The sequence below is a fragment of the Mycobacterium sp. 852014-50255_SCH5639931 genome (assembly GCF_001665605.1).
Taxonomy (GTDB): domain Bacteria; phylum Actinomycetota; class Actinomycetes; order Mycobacteriales; family Mycobacteriaceae; genus Mycobacterium; species Mycobacterium paraffinicum.
On record NZ_LZSV01000011.1, the window covers coordinates 74,453 to 88,818 of the forward strand.

The 14,366-nt window shown below is 67.7% G+C and carries 15 protein-coding genes; 5 read left to right on the plus strand and 10 right to left on the minus strand.

Annotated elements, in window-relative coordinates; all coding sequences use genetic code 11:
• Window positions 1–5 precede the first annotated feature (5 nt).
• Window positions 6–2,918, minus strand: a complete 2,913-nt coding sequence (leuS, locus tag A5758_RS05965) for a leucine--tRNA ligase (protein ID WP_067737713.1) — start codon at window positions 2,916–2,918, stop codon at window positions 6–8.
• Window positions 2,919–3,097: 179 nt separating this feature from the next.
• On the opposite strand from leuS, the gene A5758_RS05970 reads away from it, so the two are divergent.
• Together A5758_RS05970 and A5758_RS05975 are read left to right on the plus strand one after the other, a co-directional pair.
• Window positions 3,098–4,255: an LpqN/LpqT family lipoprotein gene (locus A5758_RS05970; protein WP_067737715.1), complete on the plus strand. Its 1,158-nt coding sequence runs from the start codon at window positions 3,098–3,100 to the stop codon at window positions 4,253–4,255.
• 64 nt (window positions 4,256–4,319) lie between these two features.
• Entirely contained in the window at window positions 4,320–4,661 is a 342-nt protein-coding gene (locus A5758_RS05975) for a hypothetical protein (protein WP_067737718.1), read from the plus strand.
• A 27-nt stretch (window positions 4,662–4,688) separates the two neighbouring features.
• Here the strand turns inward: A5758_RS05975 and A5758_RS05980 are convergent, their stop codons facing one another.
• Entirely contained in the window at window positions 4,689–5,291 is a 603-nt protein-coding gene (locus A5758_RS05980) for a YqgE/AlgH family protein (protein ID WP_067208571.1), read from the minus strand.
• Window positions 5,292–5,433: 142 nt separating this feature from the next.
• On the opposite strand from A5758_RS05980, the gene A5758_RS05985 reads away from it, so the two are divergent.
• Together A5758_RS05985 and A5758_RS05990 are read left to right on the plus strand one after the other, a co-directional pair.
• Window positions 5,434–6,753 carry an MFS transporter gene (locus tag A5758_RS05985; RefSeq protein ID WP_067737721.1) on the plus strand — a complete coding sequence of 440 codons (1,320 nt, stop codon included), beginning with the start codon at window positions 5,434–5,436 and terminating at the stop codon, window positions 6,751–6,753.
• A complete protein-coding gene (locus A5758_RS05990) occupies window positions 6,753–7,526 on the plus strand; it encodes a TIGR03084 family metal-binding protein (RefSeq protein ID WP_067738295.1) in 774 nt (257 codons plus the stop codon). The genes A5758_RS05985 and A5758_RS05990 overlap by 1 nt, the downstream gene beginning before the upstream one ends.
• 130 nt (window positions 7,527–7,656) lie before the next feature.
• Here the strand turns inward: A5758_RS05990 and A5758_RS05995 are convergent, their stop codons facing one another.
• Together A5758_RS05995 and A5758_RS06000 are read right to left on the minus strand one after the other, a co-directional pair.
• Window positions 7,657–7,977: a DUF2710 family protein gene (locus tag A5758_RS05995; RefSeq protein ID WP_369816399.1), complete on the minus strand. Its 321-nt coding sequence runs from the start codon at window positions 7,975–7,977 to the stop codon at window positions 7,657–7,659.
• 69 nt (window positions 7,978–8,046) lie between these two features.
• The gene (locus tag A5758_RS06000; protein ID WP_067737729.1) at window positions 8,047–9,882 is read right to left on the minus strand and encodes a DUF5631 domain-containing protein; all 1,836 of its coding nucleotides are present in this window, start codon (window positions 9,880–9,882) and stop codon (window positions 8,047–8,049) included.
• 82 nt (window positions 9,883–9,964) lie between these two features.
• On the opposite strand from A5758_RS06000, the gene A5758_RS26005 reads away from it, so the two are divergent.
• The gene (locus A5758_RS26005; RefSeq protein ID WP_167374087.1) at window positions 9,965–10,108 is read left to right on the plus strand and encodes a hypothetical protein; all 144 of its coding nucleotides are present in this window, start codon (window positions 9,965–9,967) and stop codon (window positions 10,106–10,108) included.
• Between the two features lie 4 nt (window positions 10,109–10,112).
• On the opposite strand, the gene A5758_RS06005 is transcribed toward A5758_RS26005, so the two are convergent.
• The 6 genes from A5758_RS06005 to A5758_RS06030 form a co-directional block, all read right to left on the minus strand.
• Window positions 10,113–10,424 (minus strand): DUF2694 family protein, encoded by a 312-nt coding sequence (locus A5758_RS06005; RefSeq protein ID WP_067737733.1) that lies wholly within the window; start codon window positions 10,422–10,424, stop codon window positions 10,113–10,115.
• The gene (locus tag A5758_RS06010) at window positions 10,421–10,738 is read right to left on the minus strand and encodes an ESX-1 secretion-associated protein (RefSeq protein ID WP_067208759.1); all 318 of its coding nucleotides are present in this window, start codon (window positions 10,736–10,738) and stop codon (window positions 10,421–10,423) included. Before A5758_RS06010 ends, A5758_RS06005 begins: the two co-directional genes overlap by 4 nt.
• Window positions 10,739–10,788: 50 nt before the next feature.
• Entirely contained in the window at window positions 10,789–12,141 is a 1,353-nt protein-coding gene (locus A5758_RS06015) for a DUF4226 domain-containing protein (protein WP_067737736.1), read from the minus strand.
• A 125-nt stretch (window positions 12,142–12,266) separates the two neighbouring features.
• Window positions 12,267–12,629, minus strand: a complete 363-nt coding sequence (locus A5758_RS06020; RefSeq protein WP_066951365.1) for a DUF4226 domain-containing protein — start codon at window positions 12,627–12,629, stop codon at window positions 12,267–12,269.
• A gap of 16 nt (window positions 12,630–12,645) precedes the next feature.
• A complete protein-coding gene (locus tag A5758_RS06025; RefSeq protein ID WP_067737739.1) occupies window positions 12,646–13,458 on the minus strand; it encodes a C40 family peptidase in 813 nt (270 codons plus the stop codon).
• A complete protein-coding gene (locus A5758_RS06030) occupies window positions 13,455–14,225 on the minus strand; it encodes a helix-turn-helix domain-containing protein (protein WP_067737741.1) in 771 nt (256 codons plus the stop codon). Before A5758_RS06030 ends, A5758_RS06025 begins: the two co-directional genes overlap by 4 nt.
• Between the last annotated feature and the right edge of the window lie 141 nt (window positions 14,226–14,366).

Here is a 14,366-nt window from a genome sequence, read left to right on the forward strand (position 1 = left end):
AACCGCTAGACGACCAGGTTCACCAGTCGGCCGGGGACCACGATCACCTTGCGGGGATTGGCGCCCGCCAAGAATGCCTGGACCTTCTCGTCCGACAATGCCGCGGCCTTCAGGGTGTCCTGATCGGCGTCGGCCGCCACCACCACTCGCCCACGCACCTTGCCGTTGACCTGGACCGGGTATTCGACGCTGTCGTCGACCAGGTAGGCCGGATCGGCCTGCGGGAACGGGCCGTGCGCCAGCGACGTGGTGTGGCCCAGCCGCAGCCATAGCTCCTCGGCCATATGCGGGGCCAGCGGCGCCAACATCAGCACCAGCGGCTCCACCGCGGCCCGGGGAACGGCGTCGCGGTGCTCCTTGGTGAGGTGGTTGGTGTACTCGATCAGCTTGGCCGCTGCAGTGTTATTCCGCAGTGCGGCATAGTCTTCCGATACCCCCGCGATGGTGCGGTGTAGCGCCCGCAGGGTGTCGGAGTCGAGCTCCTGCTGTCCGGCCACGTCGAGCACCCGGGTCCGGCCGGTCTGTTCGTCGACCACCAGCCGCCACACACGCTGCAAGAAGCGCTGTGCCCCGACGACGTCCTTGGTGGCCCACGGTCGGGAGGCCTCCAGCGGGCCCATCGACATCTCGTACACCCGCAGCGTGTCCGCGCCGTACTCGTCGCAGATCTCGTCGGGTGAGATCGAATTCTTCAGGCTCTTACCGATTTTGCCGAACTCCTGGAACACCTCAATCTCACCGTCGGGGGCCGGGTAGAAGAAGCCGCCGTCCCGCTCGATCACTTCTTCGGCGGGAACATACGAGCCGCGCGCGTCGGTATAGGCGAAGGCCTGGATGTAGCCCTGGTTGACCAACCTGCGGTAGGGCTCCCGTGAGCTGACGTGCCCCAGGTCGTATAGAACCTTGTGCCAGAAGCGGCAATACAGCAGATGCAAGACCGCGTGTTCGGCGCCGCCGACATACATGTCGACGCCGCCCGGGTCGTCCGGCCCGTGCTCGGCTGGCCGCGGGCCCATCCAGTAGGCCTCGTTCTCCTTGGCGCAGAAGCGTTCTGAGTTGTGCGGGTCGGTGTAGCGCAGCTCATACCAGGAGCTTGCGGCCCACTGCGGCATCACATTGGTATCGCGCGTGTACGACTGAAGGCCGTCGCCGAGGTCCAGTTCGACGTGCACCCACTCGGTCGCCTTGGCCAAGGGCGGGGACGGCTCGCTGTCGGCGTCGTCGGGATCGAACGACACCGGTGAGTAGTCCGGCACGTCCGGCAGCTCGACCGGCAGCGCGGCCTCGTCAAGGGCGTGGGCGCGTCCGTCGCTGTCGTAGACGATCGGGAACGGCTCGCCCCAGTAGCGCTGCCGGGCGAAAAGCCAGTCCCGCAGCTTGAATTCGATCCGCGCCCAGCCGCGGCCGTCCGCCTCCAGGCGGGCGGTGATCGCTTCCTTGGCCGCCGGCACATCCATTCCGTCCAGGTAGCCGGAGTTCACCAGCATGCCGTCGCCCGGGTAAGCGGCCTCCGAAATATCGCCCCCGGCAATGACTTCCACGATGGGAAGGCCGAACTCATGGGCGAAGTCCCAGTCGCGCTGGTCGTGGCCGGGAACCGCCATGATGGCGCCGGTGCCGTATCCGGCCAGGACGTAGTCGGCGATGAATATCGGCACTGGCTTGCCGTTGGCGGGGTTGGTCGCGTAGCTGCCGAGGAAGACGCCCGTCTTCTCCCTGCTCTCCTGGCGCTCGAGGTCCGACTTCGCCGCGATCGCCTGCCGGTACGCGGCGACGGCCTCCCCCGGCGTCGCGGCGCCGTAAGTCCAACGGGCGTCGGTCCCCTCGGGCCAGCTGGTGGCGACCAGTCCGTCGACCAGGTCGTGCTCGGGGGCAAGCACCAGATAGGTGGCGCCGAACAAGGTGTCCGGCCGGGTGGTGAACACCTCGATGTCGACCGTCTCGCCGCCGGCGTTGCTCACCGAGAACAGCGCCCGGGTGCCCGTGGAGCGGCCGATCCAGTTGCGCTGCATGGTTTTGACCGGCTCCGGCCAGTCCAGCAACTCCAGGTCGTCGAGAAGCCGGTCGGCGTAGGCGGTGATCCGCATCATCCACTGCCGCAACCGTTTCCGGAATACCGGGAAGTTGCCGCGGTCGCTGCGGCCGTCGGCGGTGACCTCTTCGTTGGCCAACACAGTGCCCAGGCCCGGACACCAGTTCACCATCGAGTCGGCGCGGTAGACCAGTCGGTGGCCGTCGATCACGTCGGCCCGCTCCCCCGCCGACAGCCTGGCCCAGTCCCGTCCATCGTCAAGGCGGCGGGCGCCGGAGTCGAATTCCGCGATCAGCTCGGCGATCGGGCGGGCCTTGCCGGCCGAATTGTCGAACCAGGCGTTGTAGATCTGCAGGAAGATCCACTGTGTCCACTTGTAGAACTCGACATCGGTGGTCGAAAAGCTGCGCCGGCTGTCGTGGCCGAGGCCCAGCCGACCCAGTTGACGCCGGAAGTTCACGACATTGGCCTCGGTCCGGGTGCGCGGATGGGTGCCCGTTTGCACGGCGTATTGCTCGGCGGGCAGCCCGAACGAGTCGAAACCCAACGCGTGCAGGACGTTATGTCCGGTCATCCGGAAGTAGCGGGCGTAAACGTCGGTGGCGATGTAGCCCAGCGGATGGCCGACGTGCAGTCCCTCGCCCGAGGGATAGGGAAACATGTCCTGCACGAACAACTTGTCAGCGGGGACCGGGCTGCCATCCGTAGGAGCCAACGAGCCGACCGGGTTGGGCACGTTGAACGTCCCGAGCTTCGCCCAGTTCTCCTGCCAGGTGCTCTCGATACGGCCTGCCAGCGCCGCGGTGTAGCGATACGTCGGCGCATCGGGGTCCGTCTGAACGGCACCGGAGTTGCTCTCGGCGGCGGTGGTCGGGGATTCGGTCACCTGAACAGGGTATAAGGGTCACCTCGGGCCGACCGCCGGCCACGGGATGATCTCGGTTCCGTTGCGCACCGATCAGGGGTTCATCCCAGGTGTATTTCGGGCCTATCCACGGCCTTTGACCTGTAGTTACAGTCGGCCTCTAATGACCTGGCAGTGCGCCATTGGAAGGACCGAGGCAGATGATCGAGATCGTCCCCGCCCGCCGTGCGCTCCTCGGGGGTATGGTCGCCGCCCTGATCGGCATGGCGGTTGTCACGGGCGCCCAGGCATCGGCAGACCCCGTACTTCCCGCGCCAGCACCCGCTCCTGCCATCCCGGCGCCGCAGAACGTCGCCGCCGCGCCCGGACAGGCGCCCGCCAACCGGTTCCTCGCCGCCCCGCCGGCGCCGAATCCCGTCGCATCGCCGACGGCCCCGGGTGCAACGGTGCCGGCGGCGGCCGCGCCGGTGGCCCCCGCGGTCACTCCGGCCCCGGCCACCTCCGGGACGGTCCGTGAATACCTGCAGTCGAAGGGCGTCAAGCTCGAGGCGCAAAAACCCCAGGGCCTCAAGGCACTTGACATCACGTTGCCGGTGCCGGCCCGCTGGACTCAGGTGCCCGACCCCAATGTGCCCGACGCGTTCGCGGTGATCGCCGACCGGCAGGGCAGCAGCATCTACTCCTCGAATGCACAGGTGGTGGTGTACAGGCTGGTCGGTGATTTCGATCCTCGCGAGGCCATCAGCCACGGCTACGTCGACAGCCAGAAGCTGCTGGCCTGGCAGCCCACCAACGCCTCGATGGCCGATTTCGGCGGCTTCCCGTCGTCGATCGTCGAAGGTACGTACCGCGACGGCGACATGACGCTGAACACCTCGCGGCGCCACGTCATCGCCACCTCGGGGGGCGACAAGTACCTGGTGTCGCTCGCGGTGACGACCGATCGTGCGGTGGCGGTCGCCGACGCACCCGCCACCGACGCCATCGTCAACGGCTTCCGCGTGACCGTTCCCGGGGCCCCGGCGCCGGCGCCGGTCCAGACTCCGGCGGCCTCGCCGGTCGGGCTGACCCCGCCCCAGGCTCCCGTCCCGCAGGTTCCTGCCGCGGCTCCCGTCCCGCAAGTTCCTGCCGCGGCTCCTGTCGGGCAGATACCGGCCACCGCTCCGGTCGGGCAGGCGCCCGCCACAGCTCCGGTTGCCCAGGCTCCCGCCGTGGCTCCGCTCCGGCAAACCTCGGGCACGGCTCCTCCGGTGGGCTTGCCCACGGCGCCGATGCCCAGCCGTCAGCCCACACCGAACCTGTTAGCCCTGGTCCCCGGCCTCCCCCCGCTCCCCAATTTCACGTTCTTGCAGCACTGAGCGGTGCCAAGGCTCCTCCGGAGCCGACTGAGCGGACCGGTGTCCGGGCTCGTATTGTGAGGCCATGCTTATTGCGGGAGTGCTGTGCATGTGCGCGGCGGTGGCCTCCGCCGGGTTCGGAACTTGGTCATTGGCGCGCACCCAGAACGTCGACCCCACCGCGCTCGCGCTGCGGTCTATGGCTCCGGCGCAACTGGCGGCGGCAATCATGCTTGCCGCCGGCGGTGTGGTGGCGTTGGCAGCCTCCCCACACACCGCGCTGGTGGTGTTGATCGTCTGTGTCGCCGGCGCCTTCGGAACGGTGGCCGCCGGATCATGGCAGAGTGCGCGCTTCGCGTTACAGCGAGAAGCTGCGGCACCCGGCTGCGGGGGAACCTGCGCCGGCTGCACGCAGTCTTGTCACTGAAGCCCGAGCGGACCTGGGGGAGGGGCGCTAGTTGCGGCTCAGATCTATCGGGTGGGTAGCAAGCAACGACAAGGGCAACGGCTGGCGGCGCAGCACCTGCGCCCACAGGTCGGACCTCGACCCCGCCAGAACGTCAGATGGCAACGCGGACAATACGATCCAGTCGTCTCGTTCGATTTCACCTTCCAGCTGACCAATGGTCCAACCGGAATAGCCCGCGAAAATGCGGACTCCCTCCACCAGGGGAGCGATCGTGTCGGGCTCGGCGTCGAGATCGACCATCACCACCCGGCCATCCACATGCCGCAGCCCGGCCACCCCCTGCGGATCGGCGCCAACCCGCAACGCCGCCAGGCATAACGCCGCGTCCCGCTTCACCGGGCCGCCGATGAACATCGTCTTCGGCTTGGCCGCCAATTTGGTCCACTGCGGCAGCACGTTGTACACCGCGGTCTCGCTGGCACGGTTCAGCACGACCCCCAACGTGCCGCCGTCGTTGTGCTCGACGATGTAGATCACGCTGCGCCGAAACGTCGGTTCGAAAAGATCGGTGTTGGCAAGCAGTAACGTCCCCGCGCGCACCCGCTGCGCGGCCGGCGCGACATAGTCCTCTGGGTCCTCGGGCGGCACCCAACCATCATCGCATCCGGCGCCTGCCGCCCGGGGGAATCAAGCGCGGGGCGTAAAGATTTGTACTGTTGGTAAGTCGGCTCGGACGGTGACGAGCTTGCTAGCCCCAACTTTGGAAGTCGGTTTTGTGATCCAATCCCGGATGCACTCAAGCGCACCCGTCGAAATATGGCGGTCGGTGCGCAGTTTGCCAGACTTCTGGCGGCTGCTGCAGGTGCGCATGGCGAGTCAATTCGGTGATGGCCTGTTCCAGGCCGGTCTGGCCGGAGCGTTGCTGTTCAATCCGGACCGCGCCGCCGATCCGATGGCGATCGCACGGGCGTTCACCGTGCTGTTCCTGCCGTACTCGCTGCTCGGGCCGTTCGCCGGCGCGCTGATGGACCGGTGGGACCGCCGGCTGGTGCTCGTCGGCGCCAACGTCGGCCGCCTCATCCTGATCGCCGCGATCGGCACGATCCTCGCCGTCAGGGCCGGCGACGTGCCGCTGTTGTTGGGCGCACTCTTCGCCAACGGCTTGGCCCGGTTCGTCGCGTCCGGACTGTCGGCGTCGCTGCCGCACGTCGTGCCCCGCGATCAGGTCGTGACCATGAACGCCTTGGCCAACGCGTCCGGGGCCATCGCCGCCTTCATCGGTGCCAACTTCATGCTCGTGCCGCGGTTCCTGGTCGGCGCGGGCGACAAGGGCGCCTCGGCGATCATCTTCCTCACCGCGGTACCCGTGTCGATCGCCTTGATGCTGTCGCTACGGTTCGGGTCCCGCGCGCTGGGCCCGGACGACACCAAACGGGCGATCCACGGACCGGTCCTCTACGCCGTGGTCACCGGCTGGCTGCACGGTGCACGTACCGTGGCGCAGCGGCCGACGGTCGCCGCCACGCTGTCGGGCCTGGCCGCGCACCGGATGGTGATCGGCATCAACTCCTTGCTGGTCTTGCTGCTGGTGCACCAGCTGACCGACCCCGCAGTCGGGGGACTGGGTACCGCTCTGGTGTTCTTCGGCGCCACCGGCTTGGGCGCTTTTCTGGCCAACGTGCTGACTCCGCCGGCGGTTCGTCGCTGGGGGCGCTACGCGACGGTCAATGGTGCACTCGCGGCGTCCGCGATCATCGAGGTCGCCGGCGCGGGGTTGCTGCTACCGGTCATGGTGGGGTGTGGCTTTTTCCTCGGTGTGACCGGGCAGATGGTCAAGCTGTGCGCCGACTCGGCAATGCAGATGGACGTCGACGACGCCCTTCGCGGGCACGTATTCGCCGTCCAAGACGCGCTGTTCTGGGTGGCGTTCATCGCCGCGATCACGGCGGCCGCGGCGTTGATTCCCGCGGATGGGCATGCGCCCGCATTCGTCCTGGTCGCTTCCGGGCTTTACCTGGCCGGCCTGGCCATGCACGGCATCCTGGGCCGGCGCGGCGAACAGGCGAATAATCGCTACCCGGCGGGGGCAACCGACGATCGGAGGCAATGATGGCGGGTCCGGAACCGATTGTGGCCGACCTACGCGCCGAAAGCGACGAGCTTGACGCCCTGGTAGCGCCGCTGCCAGCCGAACGCTGGGCCGAACCGACGCCCGCGCCGGGTTGGACCATCGCGCATCAGATCGGGCACCTGTTGTGGACCGACCGGGTCGCGCTGACCTCGGTCACCGATGAGGCCGGCTTCGCCGAAGAGCTGAAGGCCGCCGCTGCGGACCCGACGGGCTTCGTCGACGCGGGTGCCGAAGAGTTGGCGGCTCTGGCGCCGGCCGAGCTGCTCGCCGACTGGGGGTCGACCCGTTCCCGGTTGCACGAAGAGCTGCTGATGGTTCCCGCCGGGCGCAAGCTCCCATGGTTCGGGCCGCCGATGAGTGCGGCGTCGATGGCCACCGCGCGGTTGATGGAGACCTGGGCGCATGGCTTGGACGTCGCCGACGCGCTTGGCGTCAAACGGGTGGCCACCGACCGGCTGCGCTCGATCGCCCACCTGGGGGTGCGCACGCGCGACTACGCCTTTTTCGTCAACAATCTCCCCGCTCCGGCCGAGCCGTTCCTGGTCGAGCTGCGCGGACCCGGCGGCGACACCTGGAGCTGGGGATCGCCGGATGGGGCGCAACGGGTCACCGGTTCCGCCGAAGACTTCTGCCTTCTGGTCACTCAACGGCGGCCGCTCAGCGCCCTCGACCTCACCGCCGATGGGCCCGACGCGCAGCGCTGGCTGGAGATTGCGCAAGCCTTCGCGGGCCCTCCCGGCGCCGGTCGATGAGCGCGCGAGCGCGCGAAGAGAGCCGGCGCCCATCCGACACAAGCGCCGGTCGATGAGCGCGCGAGCGCGCGAAGAGAGCCGGCGCCCATCCGACACAAGCGCCGGTCGATGAGTGCGCGAGCGCGCGAAGTTATTGCAGCGGCCCGCCGTACGTTGCCCGGTTCTCGGCTTCCGCCTCTTCGCGCAGCGCCGAGATCGCAAGGTTCAGCCTGTCGGCAAGCTCGCCGTGGGCATATCCGGTCATCACGCCGGGGTGCAGAGTCAGCTTGAGCAATCGGCCGTCGGAATTCGCCACGGCATAAATGTCACCGAGGTCGACGCTGTAGGTGACGGCCTCGGCCTGGGCCACCAGGGCTTCCCACTTGTCGGCCGCCTCGCTCAGTTCGCGGAGAACTGATTCGACGAGGTCCTTGTCGCTGAGATTCGCGCGACCGCCCGAATCCGACACGATCACAGTATCGTCGCCCCCTCCAACCAGCGTCAATTCAAACTCGCGGGTGACCGGTGCACCCCATGGCGGCTAGGGGGCGGGCGCCTGGGCGGCGAGTTTCTGGTACCAGGCGAGGTGATAGTTCGCCGATACCGCGTCTCCGCTCGCGATGCCTTCGGTGGCGGCCATCAACAGACACTTGAGCAGGAGAGCCGGGTTCACGGTCGGGTACTGGACCAAAAGTTGGTAGCGCGCCGTATCGAGGTGCACGCGCAGCACGTCGACCTCTTGGTCGATGACAACCGCTTCCGCGGCGGCCGCGTCCGCCAACCTCTGCACGATGCGGGGGAGTCCGTCAAACCGGCGCGTGGTCTCGCTCAGCACCCTGGCCAGATCGCTTATAAGCGGCAGCTCGCGTGGTTCCAACGACGATTTCGTGGCGGTGAAGTCGGGCGAGCGGCGCAGCGAATCACCAGGAGCGTAGGTCACCACGCGCGCCGCATCGCCGATCAAGGCGGACACCCTGCCGGTGCGTCGCTCGGGTTCCAACAACCGCACCCCAGCCGGAAGGTTGATACCTGCCGGTATCCAGCCGTGCGCGAGGTCGGTGACCAGGACGGTCGTGCCATCCAAGAGTTCGCCGACCGCCCAATTCAGCCGCGACTCCTGCCGAACCACGAATTCGAGGAGCCGATTCAGCCGGTCCGTGTCGAAACTCGTTGCGGCGGTGTCCTTTTGCCTGCTGGGCCGAGCGGCGGGCTCCTGAGGTGCATCCGGCTCGTCCTGGCTCGCCGGGCCCTCGGCCGGCTCGTCAACCACGGGCTCGGGCTCGGTGATCGCGGGGATGATCTGTGTCTCCTCCATCGAGGCCATCGAGTCCTCGACGGGCTCCGGCTGCTGTGCCAGCTGTTGCGCGTCGTCCTGGGCCGATGCCGGCTCTTCGGACACGGCGTGGTGACGACCGTTCGCGACGGGTTCGTCGACCACGGGTTCGGCCTCGGTGATGGCGGGGATGACCTGCGTCGCCTCCATCGAGGTCGCCGGGGTGTCGTCCTCGGCGATGTGGTGGCTGTCCGGCTCGTCAACCACCGGCTCGGCATCGGTGATCGCGGGGATGACCTGCGTCTCCTCCATCGGCGCCCCCGCGACGCCGTCCGCGGCATCGATGTCGGACCCCCGTTCGGGCTGGTCCTGCTCGGTCGCCGGCTCCTCCACCCCCAGGTGGTGACGACCGTTGGCGACGGGCTCCCAATCGGGCTCGGCATTCTCGGTCGGCGCGTCGACGACGGGCTCCACCTGCGTGACAGCAGGAATGACTTGCGTCTCCTCCATATCCGGCGCGCCGGCGTTCTGTTCGACGGCGGTGTCACGGACAGGTGCCTCGGCCTCGTCCCCGCCTTGCGGCACGGAAGGGGCCGGCTTGTCGGCAACCCGCCAGCGCGGCCGGCGCACGTCCCTGGTCGGCGCTTCGGAAGGTCGCGAGTTCGGGACAGCAGCGATGACCTGGGTCTGGTCCATGTCCGATGACTGCGGCTCGGCGGCCTGCGGGCGGAGATGTCCAGCGGTCACCCCGGCCTTCGCCGCGTGCAGCTGGCGAATCGTCGATTCGACGCGGCGGACGGCGCGGGCCCGCGCCTCGTCGATGACCCGGGCCTCCTCCGCCTGACGCGCAAAATCGGCCAAACCCGCGCGCTTGACCATTTTCAGCTGCTCGTTGGCGCTGTCGGCGATCCGCTGCAGGTCCGTCTTCAGATAGTCTGCGAGCGTGGCATTTTCGGCGGTGATCGTCGACAGCTCGGCAGGCCAAAGCCCACCGATCACCCACGGGGTGCAATCGATGGGAGAGCTGAAGGCCGGCATCGCCAGTGATTCCCGGGTAGCTCTCCGGAGGCGCTGACGCGCCGTCATCCGACCGAAGATCGCCACCGGCTCAGCGTACCGGCATCTGCCGGATGGCTTATTCGGTCAGTGAATTGTGCAGCTTTGACGGCCTGAGTACCGTGCAGATATGGCTGAATCTGCCCTGCAGCAGCAACTCGATGAGGTGCGTGCCTTACTCGCCCGCGCACGAGAGTTGTTCGGCCCCAACCCCGTAGAGCCGCCCACCGACATCGCTCCAGATCCCGAGGCGGCCAAGACCTGGCTGTTGTAGGCCTCTAGATAGCGCTGTGACGGCGGCGAAGTTTATGCGCGAGTAACTTCTCGATCGCCGCATCGAGGTCTCGCGGGGTCGGAACCTCGGCCGAGGGGGTGTGACCGGCCGCCACGATCTCGTCGCGAATCTCCAGCAATGCCTTCAGGCAAGACACGTCGGCGGTCAGCAAAATGCCTCGTGCCAGCGTCTCGGCGTCGGTCTCCATCGCCTCTTCGCTCAGCGCAACGCTGTGCATGTACCCGCCGCGGCAGGAGCGGACCAGGATGTGCCCACTCGGGTGAACGGTGTCAAAAGCGGGATTCGCGTCCGTCATCGACCGCGGTCAGCGATGCCGCCGAGGCTGCGCGCCGCATCCTGCTCGTGCTGTTCCCACATCGTCGCCGACGCCGCCAATTTGTCTGCCAGGTCGGCGTGGTCCGCCGCTTGCTGCTCGTAGCACTGTCGTCTGAGCTCAAGCAGCTCTCGCCCTGCGTCGCGAAGGTCACCGAAGATCGGGCCCAGTGAATCCAGACTTTCCTGGATCGCCTCGTGCGACGACGGGACCGTGCGTAAGTAATCGGAGGTTTCCTGGTGGCGCGCAGCGGCTTGACGCAAGTGCGCGGGGACCACATGGATCGAATCTGCCATCCGCTGTCTCCTGTTCACGGCCGCCGGCCAGACCGGCGAGATCACTATTGTCAGGTGGTCGACGAGGTCGCCGGCCGCGTGGGTGTCGGTGTGTCGGGCGTCGCCGGCGCGGTCGCGGCTGCGGCCGGCGGATGTTCCCAGCCTAGGAAGCTCGGGCCGCTCACGGTGGCGATGTCTTGAATTTGGCCATCGAGGAGGGCTTTTCCTGGGCCGAGGGCAAGCGCGTGCCGATCGATGAACATTCCGATATCGGCCGGAGCGACGTGCGAGGCGTCGATCGGGTTGGCCACCGCGGTGCCCGGCGGCGGAATCGTTATTCCCTGCTGTTGGAAGGCATCTGGTATCGCCGCTCCGCCGACCGCGGCTTTGATTGTCGCTGCCAGCTGGGGGCTGGCCGCCGTCACCGTTTCACCGTCGGGCAAAGTCACCGTGGTGGGACCCGCCGGTGGCGATTCGCCCTCGACTGCCGCAACGTCCTGGCCGGTGTCGCCCGGTTGATCGGACGAAGCGTCGATCTTCGGATCCGCATGGTCCTCGGAATCAGGCACTCCTTCGTCGTCGAGGCCCTTCAGCGCCGGATCCGTTGTGTCGTCGCCCTGCAGGGTGGGAAGCGGCAGCCCGGCCGGCGTCGCGCCGAAGCTCGGCAGTCCCGACCCAAAGTTGGGCATGGGCGGCAGCACAGGAGCCATGGGCGCCGCCGGAGCGCTCGCTACCTCCGGCACAGCGCCTCCCGACAGATCATCGGTTGCGGCGCCCGGATCGTCGGCGAACAACGAATCCAGCAGCGGATCCCACCCGGAATCCTCTGTCGTAGCCGCGTCGGCGCCGACCGTCTGGGCCGCCGGCCGTCCATCGGGACTGCTCGGTTGCCCCTTGGATGCGTCATATAGCGATGTCCAGGCGGCCATCAGCGCCGACTTCGACGTGTCGTCGAGGCTCGCGTTGAGGACCACCGCACGAATGTCTCTGAGCTTGCCGATCAGAAATCGCTGGAAGTCGCGCGCTCCTGCCGGAGTGTCCAGGTCCGACCGTGTTCGCACCGCGGCTTCGATGTCTTGCTGCAACTTGGTCAGCGCTTGACTGCCTTCGACGGCGTTGAGGTGGGCGTTCAAGATAGCCGTGATCACCTGCATATCCAGCTGAGAACTTGCCGAATTCTGGCGTGACAGAGCAGCTTCGGCGTGCGCGATCGCTTCCGCCGCCTCGCCCTGCTCCCGATCCGGTGCGGCCGCATCTCGCTGGCGGATCTTGCCCGCGATCGCTTGCAGCTGTTCGGGGTGCGTCGTCGGGGTGATCACCGCGGCCAGCTCACCGGGCGACAGACCCGCCACCCACGCGTTCGGGTCACCGGTGCGGTCTCGGACATATTTCACCGCGGCAAGCAGCTCCTCGTGCGCCGACATCAGCTACGCACGTCCTTGCGGGATGCGTTGCGACCCCTCCATGCCCGGCGACAGTACCCAGGCTTATCCCCGCCAACAATTCACCATGCCAGGCCATTGTGCATGACACCGAAATCGCCGCCTTGCTAGGCATTGCCAGCGGCGTACCGGTCCCGGAGGCCTTCCAGCACAGCCTTTTTCGCTCGGCTGAGTTCGCGGGCACCCTCGACGACCGCGGTGATCTCGCGTTGTTTGGCCAGCAGGAATCGCTGAAACTCGCGGGCGCCCATGGGCGTATCGACCGCGAGGTTCGCTTGGTGCACGGTGGCGTGGTCGATCTGCTCGGCGATCGCATCCAGACGCCTGGCGCCCTCTCGCATCGCGGCATGCGCGCTGGTGAGCACCTCTGCCAGCACGCGGTCGGCGTCGGCCGCCGTGCCGTGCTGGCCGGCCAGAGCCGACTGCCGCGCCTGCATGGCGGCTACCGAAGGTCCTGCTTGTTCCGTCATCGGCTCACCCTGTTTGTCATAGCGGTCGGCGAATCGCAACGTTGGGGCCTAGTGGGCTGATCCGCACCGAGGCGCCCGGGTAGGGCGCCTCGACTACCAGATTGTTGCCGATGGCCAGCTGGACATGCCCGGCGTGCGGGAAGACGAGGTCGCCCGGCCGGACTTGCGAGCGAGGCACCGGGATCCCGTCGTTGATCTGCTGATAAGTGGTGCGGTCCAAGTGAATTCCCGCTTGCGCGTAGCTCCACTGGACGAGCCCCGAACAATCGAACTGCTCGGGCCCCGTCGCGCCCCACACGTAGGGGCGGCCCAGGCGGGACAGTGCGGCGCGCACCGCGATCGCGGCGCGCCCGTTCAATCCGGCGGGGCGGTGGCGCAGGAGTTGGTAGCGCAGCGCCCGCAGCTCGGCGAGGCGTCGACGCGCCCTGAAGCGGGCCGACAGGACGTGCGCGCGCTGGGCCCGCAGTCGCGCCGCCCGACGACGCATCGCCTCGCGCTGCGCCATCGGTGTCGCCGGAGCCTCCACGGCGGCGGCGCGCGCTTCGTCAAGGACACCCCCGGTCAGATCGCGAGCTTCGGCCCGATCCCGCTGGGCACGGGCGATGACGCCCGCCGCGGCGGCGTCCGTGGCGGCGGCGGCAGCGAGCCGTTGCCGGCTGTGGTCCACCGCGAGCCGATAGCCGCCGCGTGCCACTCCGTCGTTCAGCCCGGCCGCGCTCTGCAGCAGATTGCGGTAATGCCCGGTGCCAGCGTCCACCGACGACGGGCGGATGCCGCCGGCGAACATGTCATGAGCACGGCTCAGCACCTCGATCTCGCTTTGGGTCACGGCGCCCCCTCGCCCAGCTGGCCTCCCGACTCCACGGCGTCGGTGAAGGCGCGCACGCGGGGGAGTGCCCCCGGCGGGATCACCCCCCGGTTGCGGATGTCCCAGAGCTCCTCGACGTCGACACCCACCAGTGCAGCGATGACCGTCTCGGGCAGCGATGACTGCACACATGCCCCGTCGAAGCGGGCGCTCAAGCTGGTCGGCATTCGTTTCAGCAGGGCCGTGCGCGTCGCCTCTAGGGCTTGGAGGTGCGTCATAAGCCGGTCCGTCGAGTCCGCGCCCGCGTTCACGGCGACCCGCCACGAGCCGGCGGCCAGCATCTCTGCTTTCACGCACTGAGCGATCACAGACAGAATATACGTCTCATATTCGTTTGATGTTGTCGCAGGCAAGCGATCGATGACGGATTTGAGCGCTTCCAGTTGCGCTTCGGCATATCCTTCCAGCACTTCTGTGTCGCTGTGACGGTCCACAACCACAGGCCCGTTGCGCCTGGCGGGGACGGCGGCAGGCGGTTGCGCGGCCATCAGCCGGGCCAGTTCCGCGTCCGGATCGGCCGCCACCAACAACCGGGAATAGGTGCCCGGGGGGAGGCCTAGGCCATTCTCGACCTTCTGAACTGTGCTTTTATGCGGCTTGCGGGCACCGCGCTCCAGAAAGCTCAGGCCCATGATGCTGACACCGGTCGCGGCCGCGAGGTCAGCTAGCGACCAGTCGCGCGACTCTCGCAGAGCGCGGATCGCCGCACCTGCCGATTCACGGCTCACAGCAGGCTCCGGCCATAGGCCGGATAGTACACAGGCCACAACGTATCGCTCTGTATATACGTTTTTGTCACGTTTCTCTTGCGTTCGGCTGCTGTGTCTGTATACGCTTTTGCCTACGTTTCAAGCTCGACAAGGAGACCG